This is a genomic window from Cyanobacteriota bacterium, from assembly GCA_027618255.1.
Taxonomy (GTDB): Bacteria; Cyanobacteriota; Vampirovibrionia; order LMEP-6097; family LMEP-6097; genus JABHOV01.
In genome coordinates this window covers 42,130-60,637 of the sequence record JAQCFG010000003.1, presented here as the reverse complement: position 1 = coordinate 60,637, position 18,508 = coordinate 42,130, and the positions used below count along the sequence as shown (strand labels likewise).

16 protein-coding genes are annotated in these 18,508 nt (G+C 39.9%); 4 read left to right on the top strand and 12 right to left on the bottom strand.

Going from position 1 to position 18,508, the window contains the following annotated elements:
- Positions 1-152 precede the first annotated feature (152 nt).
- The 4 genes from O3C63_00910 to O3C63_00895 form a co-directional block, all read right to left on the bottom strand.
- Positions 153-1,382: a (Fe-S)-binding protein gene (locus O3C63_00910; protein ID MDA0771482.1), complete on the bottom strand. Its 1,230-nt coding sequence runs from the start codon at positions 1,380-1,382 to the stop codon at positions 153-155.
- Positions 1,382-2,248 (bottom strand): hypothetical protein, encoded by an 867-nt coding sequence (locus tag O3C63_00905; protein ID MDA0771481.1) that lies wholly within the window; start codon positions 2,246-2,248, stop codon positions 1,382-1,384. Before O3C63_00905 ends, O3C63_00910 begins: the two co-directional genes overlap by 1 nt.
- Positions 2,245-2,973 carry a glutamine amidotransferase gene (locus O3C63_00900; GenBank protein MDA0771480.1) on the bottom strand — a complete coding sequence of 243 codons (729 nt, stop codon included), beginning with the start codon at positions 2,971-2,973 and terminating at the stop codon, positions 2,245-2,247. The genes O3C63_00905 and O3C63_00900 overlap by 4 nt, the downstream gene beginning before the upstream one ends.
- 189 nt (positions 2,974-3,162) lie before the next feature.
- Positions 3,163-3,486, bottom strand: coding sequence for a hypothetical protein (locus O3C63_00895; protein ID MDA0771479.1), 324 nt, complete (start codon positions 3,484-3,486; stop codon positions 3,163-3,165).
- 178 nt (positions 3,487-3,664) lie between these two features.
- On the opposite strand from O3C63_00895, the gene O3C63_00890 reads away from it, so the two are divergent.
- Positions 3,665-4,243 (top strand): hypothetical protein, encoded by a 579-nt coding sequence (locus tag O3C63_00890; protein ID MDA0771478.1) that lies wholly within the window; start codon positions 3,665-3,667, stop codon positions 4,241-4,243.
- Between the two features lie 78 nt (positions 4,244-4,321).
- Here the strand turns inward: O3C63_00890 and O3C63_00885 are convergent, their stop codons facing one another.
- Together O3C63_00885 and pheA are read right to left on the bottom strand one after the other, a co-directional pair.
- Positions 4,322-5,836 carry a penicillin-binding protein 2 gene (locus O3C63_00885; GenBank protein MDA0771477.1) on the bottom strand — a complete coding sequence of 505 codons (1,515 nt, stop codon included), beginning with the start codon at positions 5,834-5,836 and terminating at the stop codon, positions 4,322-4,324.
- Positions 5,837-5,897: 61 nt separating this feature from the next.
- Entirely contained in the window at positions 5,898-6,734 is an 837-nt protein-coding gene (pheA, locus tag O3C63_00880; GenBank protein ID MDA0771476.1) for a prephenate dehydratase, read from the bottom strand.
- Between the two features lie 285 nt (positions 6,735-7,019).
- Here pheA and O3C63_00875 point away from each other — a divergent pair, with 285 nt between their 5' ends.
- Positions 7,020-7,337, top strand: a complete 318-nt coding sequence (locus O3C63_00875) for a hypothetical protein (protein MDA0771475.1) — start codon at positions 7,020-7,022, stop codon at positions 7,335-7,337.
- Entirely contained in the window at positions 7,300-8,469 is a 1,170-nt protein-coding gene (locus O3C63_00870; GenBank protein MDA0771474.1) for a hypothetical protein, read from the top strand. The genes O3C63_00875 and O3C63_00870 overlap by 38 nt, the downstream gene beginning before the upstream one ends.
- A gap of 14 nt (positions 8,470-8,483) precedes the next feature.
- On the opposite strand, the gene O3C63_00865 is transcribed toward O3C63_00870, so the two are convergent.
- Entirely contained in the window at positions 8,484-11,807 is a 3,324-nt protein-coding gene (locus tag O3C63_00865) for an efflux RND transporter permease subunit (protein MDA0771473.1), read from the bottom strand.
- A gap of 48 nt (positions 11,808-11,855) precedes the next feature.
- Here O3C63_00865 and O3C63_00860 point away from each other — a divergent pair, with 48 nt between their 5' ends.
- Positions 11,856-12,323 carry a hypothetical protein gene (locus O3C63_00860; protein ID MDA0771472.1) on the top strand — a complete coding sequence of 156 codons (468 nt, stop codon included), beginning with the start codon at positions 11,856-11,858 and terminating at the stop codon, positions 12,321-12,323.
- On the opposite strand, the gene O3C63_00855 is transcribed toward O3C63_00860, so the two are convergent.
- From O3C63_00855 to ftsZ, 5 genes are all read right to left on the bottom strand, one after another.
- A complete protein-coding gene (locus tag O3C63_00855) occupies positions 12,320-13,372 on the bottom strand; it encodes an efflux RND transporter periplasmic adaptor subunit (protein MDA0771471.1) in 1,053 nt (350 codons plus the stop codon). The two genes, O3C63_00860 and O3C63_00855, sit on opposite strands and share 4 nt — an antisense overlap.
- A 5-nt stretch (positions 13,373-13,377) precedes the next feature.
- A complete protein-coding gene (locus O3C63_00850) occupies positions 13,378-14,916 on the bottom strand; it encodes a gamma-glutamyltransferase (protein MDA0771470.1) in 1,539 nt (512 codons plus the stop codon).
- Between the two features lie 20 nt (positions 14,917-14,936).
- Positions 14,937-15,818 (bottom strand): hypothetical protein, encoded by an 882-nt coding sequence (locus tag O3C63_00845; protein ID MDA0771469.1) that lies wholly within the window; start codon positions 15,816-15,818, stop codon positions 14,937-14,939.
- A 106-nt stretch (positions 15,819-15,924) separates the two neighbouring features.
- The gene (locus tag O3C63_00840; protein ID MDA0771468.1) at positions 15,925-17,028 is read right to left on the bottom strand and encodes an O-antigen ligase family protein; all 1,104 of its coding nucleotides are present in this window, start codon (positions 17,026-17,028) and stop codon (positions 15,925-15,927) included.
- Positions 17,029-17,205: 177 nt separating this feature from the next.
- Positions 17,206-18,471, bottom strand: coding sequence for a cell division protein FtsZ (ftsZ, locus tag O3C63_00835; protein ID MDA0771467.1), 1,266 nt, complete (start codon positions 18,469-18,471; stop codon positions 17,206-17,208).
- Positions 18,472-18,508 lie beyond the last annotated feature (37 nt).

Sequence of the window (18,508 nt, the reverse complement as noted above, 5' to 3'; positions counted from 1 at the left end):
AATTGACACTGGCGAGACTTCTCAGGGCAATCTTGCTGATATAGTTGCTGCTTTGAAACCAGGAATTGAAGCAGAGTTACAAGATTGTGATTATTTGTTTATTGTGGGTGCTGGGAATATAGCGAAGGTTGCTGAGAGTTTTTGTCAAACGACTAATTCAAGTATTGCTTAATCAAACTCACCGGATGCATCACCTGATACTCATCACTCAAATGAGCTTGTATTTGTGACATACAACCTGGGTTTGCGGTTAATACTATCGCGTCATTGCGAGCCGAAGGCGTGGCAATCCAGTCTTCTTGACTAGATTGCTTCGCTCCACTTTGTTCCGCTCCCAATGACGATCTTATATTCTCTGCCTTGCGCTGACCAATCTCATTAGCCATTTTGCTTTGAATCAAATTATAAAACCCAGCCGAACCGCAACAGAGATCAGCTTCGTGTAGCGGAATCAATTCAAGTCCAGGAATTTGTTTGAGCAAATCAACATAGTCTTGTGAAACTCCTTGTTGGTGATTGAGATGGCAGGCTGGGTGGTAGACCGCTTTCGTCATCCTGAGCGAAGCGACAGGATCTCTTTGCAGCGGATTGACCAGCGCATTTTTCAACGCCTCAATCAAATCCATCACGGGCAAGCCCGAATGATTTTTAATAAAAGCCCCACAACCTGCTGAGTTCATTACTACTGGATACTGATGCTTAGCTAGTATCGATGTGGTTTCCTCAAGCTGTTTTTCACCAAGTTTGTTTTCGCCACTATGGTAAGCAAGAGCACCGCAGCACTGTGTTTCAGGGATGTAGACATCATAACCAAAAGCGTTAAGCACATGGATACTATCCCAATGTACATTGTTGTAAGCTGTGTCCATCACACAACCAAGTGGCATGGAGACGGTCTTGGCGTCTACGGCATTAGACTTATAAATATAATTAGTTTTAATTTCCCTATACTCAAAATCAAAACTAGGGGCTAGCTTATTAAACAAACGCAAAGGCAAAAAACGTCCTATCACTCTTGTCAGATTCAATAAAACTCTATTCGGCAATAAATACTGGAACGCCAGGCGTCTAACGGCAGCCATAAAGCCCTTAGTGTAATTGCTCAAGCCCAATTCATGGCGGGCATATTCAAGAATATTGACATAGTCAACACCTGACGGGCAGACGGTTTCACAGGCGGAGCATTCAAGGCAGCCATCTAAATACTCAACGAACTCATCTCTTTCTTTAATCTCATTAGTCAATAGATTATTGATCAAATACAATCTTCCACGCGGCGAATGTCCTTCATTCGCTGTAACTTGATAAGTCGGGCAAGCTGGCAGGCAGATACCGCAATGAATACATGCTTTAATCGTTTCATTAATAGTTGCTGCGTCCATTAAGCAAAGTCCTTCTGGAGTTGTATGAATAAATCCAACTCTGGGTTATCAGTATCGTTCAACTGGGTTTCTAGTTTTTTGTTTTCATCTGTCTTAGGATAAATATAGTAGTAACAATCATCTAGCTTTTTTAAATTCTGGACAGAAGACTCTAACAGAAGATAGCCTCTCTTAGGGTAGATCTGACAAGGCTGCCCTAATGACTTTGCGGTATTGAATAAGCTCGTCACAACTCCATGAACTTCAATCCTTAAACCAGAGCTAGGATACTCTTTGACATAAGGCTTAATCACAAAATCCAAATCAAGCTCACTAGCCACAAATTCTTCTAATCTTCTAGCCAAGCGAGCTTGCTTCAAGGCAATGAGTTCTTCACTCGTGGCAGTAAAACTCACATTGAGTTGCCCTGCCAAATTAATTGCCAGCTCAAAACTCTCATCAAAATCCATGGTCGCTATTTTGTGCAAAAAAACAATCAAGTCAAGATCAAGTTCTCGTTCAAGCTTCAAGCTCAATTCACAAATCAATGATGGTAGTTTCTCCAAACGCAAACTTGCTGTTTCAATCTTTGCCAAGGATTCGCAACTACCCAAATATATTTTACTCAAATCATAACCAGATACATTTTTGATTACCTTGCCGCCGGTTTTGCTATACAAGCCACTGACATGTTTCACGCCAAGTCCCAGAACCTGCCTAGCGTCATGTCCCCAGTCTTCTGCCAAAATTTGCGCAATCGTATAGTCCTCAGGAGCAAGCAAAGTAGAAATTAAACACTGTTGAATTAAATCCCTATCAAACTCTTTCAATGTCAAAGTCCCTGGCACTGTTGCAACCAAGTCATCAGCTTCAATCAAGTAGGTCATAGTAAAGCCTCATGCGCGCTTGTTTCTATTTGATCATCCAATGGTTTGAGTTCAAGCTCAAGTCCGGCAAAAGTAATTGCTCTTCTCAATAACTCGTCAGCAAGATGAGGGTTCTTGGGTAAGACACTACCATGTAAATAACTGCCAATAAGATTGTTGTAGATTATACCTTCAAAGCCATCCTCCCCGTTATTACCATAGCCCTTGATTACTTTAGCTAAGGGTTTTGCACTTGCGCCTAAATATGTTCTACCAGAATGATTTTCAAAGCCAACAATCGTTCTAGGCACAATCTCTATTAACAGCTCAGCAACAACATTACCAATCAATCGATCCTGAAACTTGGCAGTAGAACTTGGCGCCCTCGTCTCACAATCCAAAATCCCCAGTCCTTGCATAATAGAACCATCACTAGTTTCATAGCTCTTACCAAGTAATTGATAACCACCACAAATAGCCAAAGCAGCCCCGCCAGCTTCAATAAAATCACTTAGTTCTTGCTTGCGCTTAAGTAAATCAAGGGCGACAAGCTCTTGACCACTATCTTGCCCGCCACCAATAAAAAATAAATGGTAATCGGTTATTCTCTTCTCATCATCAAGATCAAATTGATCAACTTGAAAATCAATAGCTCGCCACTCAAGTCTCTTAGACAAAGCCATGATATTACCCCCATCACCATAGAGATTGAGTTGTTTGGGATAGAGGTGGGCTATTTTGAGCACATTTCTATTCTAGCATCCGTCTTCACTTTGCTACGACGCAATGAGTATTTCTGAAGCATACCAGCTTCGATATCCGTCTTCGCTTTGCTACGACGCAATGAGTATTTCTGAAGCTTACCAACTTCGATATCCGTCTTCGCTACGCTTCGACGCGATGAGCATTGCTGAAGCTTGCAGCTTCAGCAATGCTCACATAAAAAGTTGTTTTTGCAAAGATTCTTCTTGAGCAATTAGTTTCGCTGGATAACGCAGGTTAAGATCTTCACCATTTTCAACAGCACGCTTGATTGAATCAACTAAGGAGCTGCGTATTTCTGGAGTGTCTTCAATAATCGTCAAAACATTTTTATAATATGTTTCAAGATCACCAAAACTCATCTCGGAAATATCAACCGATTCCTCACTTACTTCATCAGAAGCAACAAGACGACCATTGCTCTTGACTTTCTTTTTATTAATCAGCTCTGATACAAAACTGTATGCGAGCATCTTGCTTACTTGAGAAACTTCCATCTAAACTTCCTGTAAAATCCCTATCCTATGAGCCAAGCTAGTGCTCTGTTGCACACCATATCAGCTTTTTGTCTTTATCCCAACCCTCTAGAACCCGCCGTAAACAAGCTCTAATTTTTATATCGGTCATTTGACCTAGAAGCTTTAGTATAATAAGCAAATAAGCTAAAATTAATTAATGACAAGCCTTATTTGTGCAGCCTGTGTAAGCGAATTACCTAAAAATCCATTAAATTTGCCAAATTTGAGAGGCAAAGAGCCAATTTTAGAGGTCGTTGGTATAGGCTATCTTGAAGCTGCTATCAATCTCTCTAAACTACTTCAATCAAGAAACGATATCTCCGAAATCATCTTTGTAGGCACTGCTGGTGCCTATAGCCAAAATATCAAGATTGGCGAGCAAATCATAGTTAGTGCTGCAGCTCTTTTAAATCTCGGTTCAGTTCAAGGACTTAGCTACACTATCAAAGATATTTATCCTATCCTTCACGCCAGTCAACCAGATTCAAAGAATCTTTTATGTCTCTCAAGTCTTGAAATCACTCAAGACGAGACTATCTCCAAACAAATTATTAAACATTATCAAACAGACGCAATTATAGAAAACATGGAGCTCTACGGTATAGCCAAAGTTGCAAGTGATCATCAAATCCCTTGGTCAGCTCATTTGCGTGTTACCAACTACACCAATAAAAATGCACATGAAGATTATATCTCCAACATTAAAGATGGAGACCCCGGGTATCTCCATTTTTAATGTTGGAGATTATTTACGCGCTATATCAATGATTTAAGGCAAGCATAGATTAAAATGGAGATACCCGGGGTCTCCATTTTATAGATACAAGTCTCTAGTATAAGCAGCGATTTTGTTAAACAAAGGTCCAGCCACAGTATCACCCCAACGACCATCTGTCTTTGGATCATCAATTACAACTAAGGCAATATATTTAGGATTATAAGCGGGGAAGAAACCTAAGAAAGAAGCGACAGTTTCTTTCTTAGAATAACCACCACCTTCTTTAATTTTCTCTGCCGTACCAGTTTTACCAGCGATAGTCAAATTATCAACACGACCAGCAATGCTAGATTTAAATTTCAGATTGTGATCAATTGCTCTTGCCAAAAGGCTTCTAACACCATAAGCATTTTCAGCGCTTATAATGGGCTCAGACTTGTCAGTCGCCAGCGGCTTAGTATCAAGAAACAAAGTCGGACTAACCCAAAGACCATCATTAGCAATCACATTCACCGCTGCTAGCAACTGTAGCGGAGTAACTGAAATCGCACCATGACCCATGCCAGTAGTTGCAGTATCAGAGTTACGCCATTTTTTGTGCTTAATTAAAATACCCTTGGACTCACCGCTTAATTCAATCCCTGTTTTTTGTCCAAAACCAAACTTGTGAATATATTCATGGAAAACCTTAGGTCCCATTGCCAGAGCCAAATGAGCAGCAAAAGTATTACTCGATCTTTCAAACAAATTTTGTAGATTCAATTCTTCAACTTTGGTTTCACCTAGTTTGTATTCATGGTTTTTGATTTTCCATTTATCAATCTCCAAAAAACCTTCATCTACAAAACGATGGCTCAGGTCTATAGTCCCCGACTCTAGAGCTGAAGCAACTGTCACTATTTTAAAAATAGAACCAGGTTGATAAACATCAACCAATGGCCAGTTCTTAATTCGTGACAAACTAAAATCAAAATAGTTATTGGGATTAAAACCAGGACTAGTAGCCATTGCCATCATTTGTCCCGTTGCAACTTCCATCAACAAAACAGTCCCTCTCGTTGCCTTGGTTTCAGCGATTCGTTTCTTCAATTCTTTTTCTGCAAAAACTTGCAAGCGAGAATCCAAACTCAACTTAAGCTTGTGTTCAGGATCTTCTTCTAGCCTCTTCTGGTAATCAACTTCAAGACCCTGTCTTGCTTGTCCATAAAGATCAACATAGCCAAGCACATGAGAAGCCAGTTCATCTTGTGGGTAGAACCTACGCCTAACCTGGCGCAAATAGAGCAATTTAGAATCGAGCTTCCTGATTTTGTTGGCCTGTTCGCGGCTCAAGCCATGCGCAAGAGTCTTACTATAACGAGCCTTAAGATCTTCTGGGTTTTTCAAATCAATAATTTGCTCCAGCCTAAAAGCAAGCATACCCCTATCTTCACTAGTACTAACTGGATTGTATTCAAGTGTATACTTCATCAAATCCAAAGCAAGGACTTTATCATTACGATCAACGATCTCTGCTCTTGCAGGACTAAGTTTGTAAGCCTGTCCATAACGCTTGATGTAGGCAGAATATTTTTGTCCGTCGATGATTTGAAATTGAAATAAACGACCCAATATAGCAAGGAATGCTAAAGCGATAAGTATTTGTATACTGCGGTAACGAAAATTTGACATATTACACTAATGAATAAGATCCTAACCACTTGAAATAACTAAAATGTTGCCTTACTTGACGCACAAGCGTGTCATAGCGCGGGTCTTCTTTGTGCAAATCAAAATCAACCAAGAATAAATACTCGCCAATATTTTTCTTTGCCGGTCTTGATTCAATACGACTCAAATTAACATTGTTAACGGCAAATAATCTAAGTATTACCTGCAAACTCCCTGGCGCATCTTTTGTTTGAAAAAGTATTGTAGTTTTATTTTTGGCTGCTGGATTAAAATCCTCAAGATTTTTGGACAAAATCCAAAAACGAGTTTCATTAATATCACTATCATTAATTGCTTTTGCAATTAAATCCAAACCGTAAATCTCAGCACAGAGTTCACTTGCAATTACAACTTGATTGGGATTCTGCGCTTCATTAGCTTTGAGCGCCTTAGCTGCTGAGCTATTACTAGAGCTTGGCAAGATTTCTACATTCGGCAAATTATTACGAATATAATCCATACACTGCCCTAAAGCCATATGATGGGCTCTGATTTTTTGAGTCTGGGCAAGCTTGCTCTTATCAAAGCTAGGCAAAGCAAGTAAACAATGATCTATCGGCAAAATAAATTCTTGAATCACATAAATATCTTCTGACTGTTGCAAAGCCTCAATCGTCTCGGCAACGCCACCAGCAATTGAATTCTCCACAGGCACAATCGCTCTATCAACTAAACCAACAGCAAGATCATGAACTATATTGGTAATAGTAGAACTGGGTATTAAATCAGCTCCATTAAAGACTTTTTGAGCAGCGATATGAGTATATGAACCTTCGGGACCTAAGTAAGAAACTTGCATTCTCTATAGATTAGCAGATAAATTCTAGCCCATCGTGTTAAGATAAAGGAAATGGCGCCAGCTTTGCCTCGCACATTATGCACTTCCAAACTTACCAACTAAGCAAGAATTAGAAGCATTAGTCAAACAAATTACAAATACTAATCTACCAGATAAGTTTGCGCTAAGCTATTTATAAGACATGGTTTGTCTTATAAGTATAAATAGGAGCAGCCCATCAATATCAAAGAACTCAATCAAGCTCTCGATCAATTCGATCAGACATTCTTTGCCAAACTTGAACCAGTGCTCGAAGAAATTCGCTGCCAATCTAAAGCCCTAGCTTCCAACCTCAAAGAATGTATTACTAGACTTCAGAATAGCGACCGGTATCAGCGTGCTGCTCGCGGCGAAGTTATTGCCTGCAAAGACAGTGACTTAGAGGGCGAAGAATTTGAGATATTTCGCAAATATGTAAGACTACTTAGATCTTGTACAATTATTTGCGGGCAGAATTGCTCTAGAGATTTTAAAGTATTATTTCTTGATTTCTTTAGTGGTAGCCGTTTAGAATTAGCAAAATCATATGAGTCTGGCAAAAACCAAAAAGAAAAAACGACGTAATAAATTATTTGCTTCCGCCAAGCCCAAAGTCCGCAAGAATTATCAACAACTCTATTCTGACAAACACCTCGAAAATTTTTCTAAGTTAATTAGCTTTGATGAGAAGCTCCATCTAGATCTCGCTGAAGGCACTCTAATAATTGGTTTTGATGAGGTTGGCAGAGGCTGCGTAGCTGGACCTGTTTGCACCGGCGCTTATTCTTGTTCTAGTTTTTATGCCGAAAAACAAGATCTACTAACTGAAGTCAAACGATCTAGTCAATTAATGAGTGGTGATTTCATCTCACTGAATGATAGAGATAGATATTACGCTGAAACAATTATCAACGAGACCAGTATTAGACATCCTGCAAAACCTCGTTTTGCTAGTGATGTCGACACAAAAGAGGTCGGAACGGTACGGCGCACTAGTTCCGCTAGTAAAGACAAAGGGAACTTTCGCAAAAGGTCTATTGAAGCAGACTTGCAAGATGTCCAAGAAATTAGTTCATTATTACTGCTCGATGATAGTAAAAAAGTCCTCAAATCCAAACGTAAAGCACTCTGCAAGGCTTTACTCGACCTACCTTATTTCAGTGCCGATCAACACCTGTTTCATTCAACTAATATGCAAAGTGCCGAATATATCGACAAATACGGTATTGTCAAAGCTATCTGGCGCTCTATGACAGAAAACCTCATCAATATCGTTCAGCAGCACCTTGATCTCTATCACCGTTACCCAGATGAGATTCTCTTATTAATTGACGGCACAAAGACCATACAAAACCTAGCAGAACTAAGTAGAGAAATCTTTAAAAAACGCAAAATCATAGATTTTAGTTTCCTAGAACTTGGGCTTGATTACAAGCAAACTCACATACAACTTAAACGCGAGCAAAACGAGATCATCATCAGACAAAAAAACATAGTCAAAGGTGACTCAACGAGTTCTCTGATTGCAGCAGCTAGCAACCTTGCTAAAGACAAGCGTGATGATTATATGAGAGAACTTGCAATCTCACAGCCACAGTATATCTGGGAAACTAATGTCGGCTACGGCACCAGCAAACACATGCGAGCCATTCAAGAACATGGCTTGACCAAAGAACATCGTAAGACTTTCCTGGGCAATATCAACGCCGGGTCGTAACAAAGTAACGAACGTTACTTTGTTACGACCCGGCGTTGGTAAAACACAGCATAAACTGCCGGCACCAAAACCAAGGTCAAAACAGTCGCAACTGTCATCCCAGCAATAATCACGACCCCAAGACTTTGTCTAGATTCAGTACCAATACCTAAAGCAAGCGCGATAGGCAGCAAACCCAAAATCGTAGAAACTGCCGTCATTAATACTGGGCGCAAACGCAAACGAGCAGCCTGTTTGATTGCATCCATTGTCGACATTCCTTGCTCGCGCAGCTGATTCATAAACTCAACAAGCAAAATTCCATTTTTGGTTGCCATACCAATAAGCATAATCATGCCAACTTGAGAATAAAGATTGAGACTAATGTTTTTAAACTGCGGAATTGCATATTGAAGCCAAAAGAATTTCTCACCTAAAATACCAGTCAGGACATGAGTAATCCACGGGAAAAATTGAAAAGCAAAAATACCAAATAACGCACCTACCAGCGCCAGTGGTACTGTAAGCATAATTATTACTGGAGACAAGAAGCTCTCAAACTGTCCAGCCAAAAATAGATAAGCAAAAATCAAAGCTATAACAAAACCGAAATAAAGCGCAGCATTGGAGTCTTGCAATTCTTTAGAAGTACCCAAATAATCCATCTCAAAATCTGCAGGCACATTCTCCATTCCAGCAATTACTGTCTTAGCAAGTCTCTCCAATTCCATAAGCCCATCAGAAGGCGTAACACCCACTTGAGGAGAGGCTTCTATGGTTACTGATTTCTTGCGATTATGATGATTCAGATCCTCAGCTCCAATAGTCTCCCTTACTGTAATTAAATTACTCAATTGAATCATCCGCCCATCTTGGTTACGAAGCGCAAACTCGCCAATCTTGCTGATACTATCTTTCTGGTCTCTAGCGACAGTAAGTATGACTTTATAATTCTCTCCCTTATCATTAAACTCGGTAACATCAATACCGGTAAACAATAATTCTATTGACTTAGAAATATCCTCCATCGACAAACCAAGGCTCTGAGCTTTTTCTCTGTTGATATCAACAGTAAGCTCTGGTTTATCAAGACTCAAATTAGAACGAGCAAACATAATCGCTGGCAAGGTCGCCGATTGCTGAGTAATTGCAGCTGACGCCTTAACCAAGAAATCAAGATTGTTTGATTTAAGGACAAGCTGAATTGGCTGACTACCAAAACCACTATCTGGACCTGATTTGGGCATAATTGGCAAAGTAAAAACCTCAGGCATTGCAAAAAGCTGCGGATAAAGTGGCCCAACGATAGCTCCAACCTTGCGAGCTCTTTCTTTCCAATGCTTAAGCCTGGTGATTATAATCCCTTCTGTCACTTTACCTGGCGCATCACGCCCAAAGGCAGCAACTGAAATAGTTGTAGCAATTTCGGGTATCTTTGCAAGCAAAGTCTCAACTTTGCGTATCTGCTTATCAATTACATCTATATTACTGCCACGTGGGCTTTTAAAGATCACAAAAAAGGTCCCTCTATCTTCATTAGGTATAAAATCCTTGGGCAAGCTATTAAAAAGAAATACTGAAGCAAAAACTGAAACCAATAATACTATTGAAACAAATTTGTTTTTATGTTTTAAAACCAAATCAAGCATTGAAGCATAAGCTTGTTCCAGTCTCACAAAAAGTCTTTCGAGCCATATTTTAATTTGATTATAGAAAGTAAAACCTTGATGGCTAGATCTTGAAGGTATCTTCACAAAAACTCTTGAGCACAACATTGGCACGATAGTGAGTGCCACAAAACTAGAAATACTAGTAGCAAAACACAGTGAAAAAGCAAACTCAGAAAGTAATCTACCAGTAATTCCTGACAGAAAAGCCACCGGCAAAAATATAGAAATCAAAACCAAAGTAGTAGCTATAACAGCAAAAGTAATTTCTTCTGCTCCTTTCTTGGCTGCAGCCTTAGCGTCCATACCTTCTTCTATATAACGATAAATATTCTCAAGAACAATAATCGAGTCATCAACCACAATTCCAATTGCAATAATTAAACCAAGCAAAGTCATTTGATTTAACGTAAAACCAAAAGCTTGAATCCCAATCATCACACCCACAAGGCTAATTGGAATCGCCAAACTTGGAATCAGAGTAGTTCTGATATTACGCAAAAATACAAAAATAACTAAGAGCACCAATAAAGTCGCTTGGAAAATAGTCGTGTAAAGCTCTTGAAGACTCAGGCGAATAAACTGCGCAGCATCATAACCAACCTCAAGCTCAATATCCTCAGGTATCTTCGGCTCTAATTCCTTAATTAATTTGTGAACAGCATCTGAAATTTTGACTGTATTAGACTGAGCTTGTCTTACAATACCAAGCCCAAAACCCTGTTGTCCATTGAATCTCACAAAACTCTTATCATTCTGGGCACCAAGTATCACTTGAGCGACGTCTTTGAGTTTAACTAAACCAAAGCTTGAATCCTTAATACTGATATTGGCATATTCCTCAGGAGTCGTTAGCTTGGCATTAACATTGATACTAAACTCTCTAGTCTTTGACAAAATAGTACCAGCGGGCAATTCTATATTATTAGCGTCAAGAGCTTTTTCTATATCAATAACCGTAAGACCATAATAAGCGAGCTTCTTGGTATCAAGCAGAACTTGAATCGAACGGCGCCGCTCACCACCAAAAATCACCTTGGAAACACCTGGTACATTTTGAAAATAATCCTTAATCTCCTGATCAACATACTCAGCTAGGTCAATTAGGTTTCTCTCGGGAGAGTCTGTTCGAGAAGTTCCCAGATGCAAGGCTTGCGACGAAAGTGATGGCTGAGTTGACTGAGCCGTCAATGATGACATCACTTGAGGAGTGTAACGCAGCAGATGGGGCTTCTCGGATAGACTCTTAGACTGCACTTTGATCCACATGATAGGCTGGGCGTCAGCATCTGCCTTGGCAATAATCGGATCGTCAGCATTATCAGGAAGCTTTCTTGAAATCCTAGCTACTTTATCTCTAACATCTTGAGCTGCAATATCAATATTGCGCTCAAGCACAAACTCAAGCACAACAGTACTCACTTGATCTCTAGAACTAGAGGTCATTGTTTTGATTCCAGTAATTCCAGAAAGCTCAGACTCAATCAAATCAGTAATCTCTGACTCAATAACAGTAGAACTAGCACCTGGATACACAGTAGTAATAGTAATTACTGGCGGATCAATATCCGGGTATTCACGGACTGGTAATTTGCTCCAAGCTAAAAACCCAGCAAAAACAATAACCAGAGACATTACTGTTGCCAGTACTGGTTTTTGGATTGAGAGGTCTGGTAGAGAGCTGATTTTCATTGCTGTTGTTACAATCTTAGCAATTTAGAATATGCTAAGATAAGAAATATGGAAGTAACAGAAACAAGACATAATAGTGCACATGTACAAAGGGGAGTGATGGCAGCGCGAGTATCAAAGGCCTTCACGCATGCTCTTGGCCACGAACTTGTAGCTAGCTCTACAACTATTACTGAGGCTGAAAGCAAAGCAAAAGAAATTGCCAAACGACTTGCTGCAGACACTAGCGCCACAACACCAACTAAGCTACTTCCTGGTGAGCTCACCGAGGCAGAAGATAAACAACTAAGTGAGGGTATCTTCCCTAAAACCTTACTCGATGATAGAGGTTATTTGAAATCTGAAAAAGCTCAAGCACTGCAAGCTAAGCTAATTAAGCTCTCTAAAAATGATGATGATGCTGAATTAATCTACTGTGCATTCGAATCGGCAAACAATCCAAACTACAATCTCGCAACTGCAATACCCCTTTGGCTAAAACATCAGGAACTTGGCGCAGCACAAGAACAGTCCTAGTCTTCAACTATCACCAAGTTCGCCCCCGGATAAATACTATGCAAACCTGCATAAATCACATCATCCCCCTCTTGAATACCTTCTAGAATTTCTACCTTACCCTCTTGTCGGTGACCGGTTTTGACAGCGATACGGGTTGCTGTATATGAAACGTCATCGCGAGCGCCTTCGGCGCGCGGCGATCCAGACTGGATTGCTTCGCCTTCGTCTCGCAATGACGATGAGTTTACCGCCAAATAAAGATACTCCTGTCCTTGATCCAAATAGAGCGACTCTTCTCTAACCAGTAAACTATTACTAGAACTCTCGATCACTTGTTTGACTTTCACGAATTGATTAGCCTTGAGCTTAGTGCTTGGACTTGTGATCTTAGCTCTAAGCAAAACCGTTCTTGTTTCGGGATCCACCCTTGGTGAAATAAAATCCACACTGGCATCAAAAACCTTGCCGGATTCTGAATCTGTCTCAAGCTCTAGTTTTTGCCCAATCATTATTTTCGAAATCAATTTCTCCGGCACAGAATAACTCACTCTCAGAGGATAAACCTTGACCAAGTCAAGTATTTTGTCACCTTGTTTAACATAGTCACCAGGATCAACATAGATCACACCAATCACACCAGAGCTAATTGCAGAGATTTTGAGGTTGTCAATTTGTGACTGAACTCGTTTAAGCTGCGCCTCATAATTAATCAGCTCTTGTTTAGAAATCGCTCCTTGCTCGTATAGATTTTGGTAAGAAGCAAAATCACTCTGAGCTTTTTTAAGATCAGCATCAACATCCTTGCCTTCAATCTGAATCAAAGCATCTCCAGCATTAACAAACTTGCCTTCATAAACATAAATCTCTTTGACCATGCCTTGACGTTCAGCAGCCACTAAAATCTCTTTATCGGCTTTTAGTTCACCAGAAGTCTCAAACTCTCTAGTAATTTCACCAAGCTCTGCTTTTGCTACTTTGACAAAAAGGGGTTTAGCTACAGGTGTTTGTGTAACTTGTTTTGAACAGGCAACAGTAAAGAACAATAAAATTAAACATAGCAGACGCATCTATACTATTTTAACACTAAGCTTGACCCATTCTTACGTCTATCGGCATAAGCCTTAGCATGAGCAAGATCTATTCCATTGACAGCAGTAGGGAAACCAATCTCAGACTCATCATAGACTTTGCCATCACCTTTGATAAAGACTCTTGGTTTTTGAATCGCAGCTTCAAGACTCATCCCTCCATCAACTATATTAGTGAAGACCTGATAAACCGAATTAATAATAGTCCAACCACCAGACGCGCCCAAAACCAAACTTGGTTTATTTTTATCAAAGACAATTAGAGGCGTCATAGACGACCTTGGTCGTTTGGCGCCATAAGTCTTGTTAGCTTCTTGCCCATCACTCGTTAGTCCAATTGCACCAGCCCGTAATCTACGCCCGCTTTGAATTGAATTACATTGACCACGCTGAGGATCAAAATCACTCAACTCATTATTCAAAAGAAAACCATAGCCTGGCAGCAAACGCCCACTACCAAAGGCACTCTGAATAGTGACAGTACCGCTAATTGCATTACCATAACGATCAGTGATAGCAATATGAGTGGTGCCTTTTTCCTCATGAAAGCTAGTAAAACCATCAAGCTGACTCAAATTTTCAAAAGCATCATCTTTTACTCGACATTTACTCTCAGTAAAATCCTCGTCTCCAAAACTTTGCTTCCGTATTTTGTAAGATGCATCAATCGATTTATATTCACCAATACCAGCAAAAACTAAATCAAAAATACGATATAAAGTAGAAGAACCGGAACTCGGTGAACCAATACTCACAACTTGATACTGACCGTAGTTATAGGTTTGCGGCTGGCGAAAAACTGCTCTGTAGTTATTAAGGTCATCAAGATCCATTGCACTAGGGATTTTGTCTTCCTCTCCAAGCTTGACTATAGCTTCAGCCAAAGCCCCATTATAAAAGGCTTCAAAGCCATTTGTGGCAAGTAAATTAAGCGTCTTAGCATAGTCCTTGTTAATAAACAAATCACCAACTTGATAATCTGTCCAAGGATGTAAGTCAGGATATTTTTGCAAGAGCTTATAAAAATACTCCGTCACTGCAAAACCATTCTCGGCAATATCTATTGCTGGCTCAATAATCTGATCTCTATCCAGCTTACCAAAATTCTTATGCAAAACGGCCATACCATCAGCAACTCCAGGAACCCCGATACTCGCTGCACTTGTATACCAGCCATCCTTAGGTTCAGCACTAGAATAATCCCAAAAAATATCTGAACTTAAACTAGCTGGCTGCTCTTCTCTAGCATCAAGCGCATAAGTTCTCTTGGTTTTGGCGTCGTAATAAATTGCAAAAAATCCACCACCCAATCCAGAAGCCTGCGGCTCAACATCAGTGAGCACCAAAACCGCAGTAATAAATGCATCAGCAGCCGTGCCGCCTTGTTTCAAAATCTTGATTGCAGCCTCTGTGGCAAGTGGATCACCTGTAACAACTGCAATTGGTTTGTGAAATAGACTGCAAGAACTTAAGCAAAAGGCTAACAATAGGGCTGTGCAATATCTTAGTTCCAAGACTGACATTGTTATATTCTAGCTTGGTTTTAAGATACGGCTTCTTGTCTTCGTTTGGGAGATGCTCTCTTCCAATCATTCTTAAAAAACTCCTCTGGATCACCACCGCTAGTTCTGTTATTCCAACGCTTAATCCAAGCCACAAGTGAAGTACCACTATGACCACAAGCTTGACCAATCTCTCTAGCAGAAGCTGTTTTATCTAAGGCATATTCTCTCATGGCAGTCAGTTTCATGTGAGTCACCGCAGGTAAATCTGTCCTTATTAAAGCTTCTTCCAACTTATCCAAAAATCTTACATGAGCTTTCAAATCTTGCTTACCCTTATCAACACCAGCATAATCATGCCTAGTGCCCTGCACATCACGAGAAGCTAATTTAATAACGATATCTCTTGGTGGGCTTAGCTTGTCATGAGCCTTACCAAGCATCTCAAAGATATAATTCGTTAATTGATCTGTTTTGATACCAAATTCTTTTTCAAGAAATTCTTTACCATGCCCTTCTTGATACCATTCAAGTAAACGATGAATTTCTTCAATTCGTTCTAAGATCTTCGGGTGCGCTCCAGTATAGTCATAGCCCTTGAGTCTTGTTGCAATTACTTTTGCATCTGCATTTAATTTATCTCTTTCTGTGTGTTTCAAAATAGGAAATCTGCAAAGAGTACTGTTTAATAAATGATCCAAACCCTTGCCAGCTTGTGATTCTTTTAAGTCTCGCAAATATCCGACAAACTTGCTGCCAAGCTCAGCAAATGCTGATCTCACTACTCCATCCTCGCTATTTGTTGGTGAAGTTTCTGCCTGTACGTGTTCAACAGCACAAGCCAATGCAACTCCACTTGAAGCAGACAATTCTTTAACAGATTGCGCTAATTCAAAGTTGCGACTTTGACCTAAACGGCCCAAAAAGGTTGATAAGTAAGATAAACGGTTAAGCGCGGCAATGGACATAATGATAATAGCTCCTGTTCTTATCGTAACAGAGTTCCTGTTGAATTATGTCTTTCTCAAGCTATTCCTTATATTTACTCTGCCCCAGAGCTAGTATCAAAGCCAACAAAAACAAGCTCAATACCTCACCATCACCCCACCAGTTCTCCAAAACCCCCTCGATACTTAGCGCAATAAAGATAGCAAAAAACTCTGGTGCCTGCCTGGCTTGCCGCAATAAAAAGAAACCCGCGACTAAATAAAAACTCAACCAAGCAATAAACCTGAGCCAACCACCAGTATAGAGTTGCTGAAAATAAATATTGTGGGCGTGTCTCAATTCTTCATATTCAATAATTTCATTGATGCCAGTTAAGGGCTTTGCTTGCCATGCCTGTTTATTAATCTCCCATAATTTCTGTCTGACTTTAATACTATTAGCCTGAGTCCAATAATAAGGATTCACAAAACGTTCAACCTTGCGACCAACACGCTCAGAACTTGAAATCACCAAACTGCCAGTAAGCACCAAGAGAATTAACACTAACCAAAAACTTTTTTTGAGATATTGTTTAGTCATAATCAAATAAAATAGCAAAGACAAAATCAAGCCCGTCCAGACAGAACGCTGTCCTAAAGCAAATAGTGCAATCAGTTGCATAAACAAAGATATTTTTAACAACAGGTTATTGCCAGCTGCAGTAAGCAGTGTAGCAATCCAGCCCGGTGCATTAGATTGCTTCGTTACAGTACCCGCTCCTCGCAATGACGATAAGGTCATAAATAATCCAACTAAAATCATCCCCGAACTAGTAAAAGCCTGAGACAAAATCCCAAAATAATCTCCAACCATTGGCACTAAACCAATCAACTGCAACACAATCACCACACTACTAAATGACGATACTCCAATCACGGTTAATTTGATTTTGTTTTGAACATCAAACTTGAGACCAGCCAACAAAGCAAGAGCCCAAAACCATTGTGCGTAAGTGCCAAGTAAAGTCTTAATCCAAACAAAAACACTCAAGTCATGAATATAAGCAAGAATAGAATTGATACAAATATATATAATGAACAGTTTGTTTAATACTTGTAACTCGTTACCAAAATTGGACTGGATTAACTTGATCCTCTTAGGATCTTGTAATAAAGCAATAGCAAACAAAGCTAAACCAGCAAGCAAAAATACCGTTCTCGCTGTTGGGCTAAAAAAGCTTGTAGCTATAAAAGCGAGAAAACAGTAATAAGAAGATTGCAACAACATATGAAACTATTGAGAAAATTTTCTCAAGTACAATTCTGAATGAATTAACCTAGATTTATCCGTCTTCACTACGTTTCGACGCGATGATGCTTCGCATCATTTTTTCATGCGTAAAAAGTCTGGAATATCAACATTACCCGAAAACTTGCTAGTAGTTTGAGCAGTAGGAGCAGAACTAGGCTGAGCCTGTGGGCGAACCTTCATTTCAGTATCAACTTGCGCTTCCAAAGCAGTTTCTTCAGATCTATTTGAATTAGAAAAAAACATATTGTTTGGACTTGTAGCTGTTTTTGCATATGTGTGCATCTGCGGCTTAGCTTTAGTAGTTGCACCGAAGTTACCACCGAAGTTGAGGTAGAAAGGTGTTTTTTCTTTTTCACTAGTTGTTTGAGCAAGGCTGTCACCTTTTTCGACTGATTTAAAACCAGTTGCAATAACAGTGATCTGAATTTCACCTTGAAGTTTTTCGTCGATAACAGCACCAACAATAATATTGGCGTCCTCTTTAACATCCTCGTAGATTGACTCAGCAGCTTCATTCACTTCATGAAGAGTAAGGTCTTTACCACCAGTAACATTGAAAATGATTCCAGTTGCACCAGCAATCGAATTCTCAAGCAATGGAGAATTTACAGCTTGCTTAGCAGCAGCAACCGCTCTACCTTCACCGCTCGCTCTACCCATTCCCATGATTGCGTTACCAGCATTAAACATCACTGATTTAACGTCAGCAAAATCAACATTGATCAAACCAGGAACTTGAATTATGTCACTGATACCTTGTACAGCTTGAAGTAAAACATTATCAGCAAGAGCAAAAGCGTCTGTCATGCTAGTTTGACGTTCAGTGATTTCTAATAATCTATCGTTAGGAATGACGATTAAAGCATCAACCTTATCTCTAAGTTGTTTGATACCTTCTTCAGCAAGCTTGACTCTGCGACGTCCTTCAAAACTAAATGGCTTTGTTACAACACCAACAGTAAGAATCCCTTTATCTCTAGCAACGTCAGCGATAACAGCAGCACTCCCAGTACCAGTTCCACCGCCCATTCCAGCAGTAATAAAGATCATATCGGCGCCATCAATGGCTTGAGAAATAAATTCATAGCTTTCTTCGGCAGCCAATTTGCCTGTTTCTGGGTTTCCACCAGCTCCAAGTCCGCGAGTTAACTTCTCGCCAAGTTGAATTTTGTTTGCAGTTTGAGAAACTTCTAGAGCTTGCCTATCGGTATTTGCCACCCAAAACTGAATGTTAGATAGACCGTTTTCGATCATCCCATTAACTGCGTTTGATCCTGCGCCACCTGCGCCTATAACTTTGATATCCGCCCCTACTAAACCTTGATTTGTATATTCCATATGACCTAGCGTATATGTAAAACACAAGTTCGTCAAG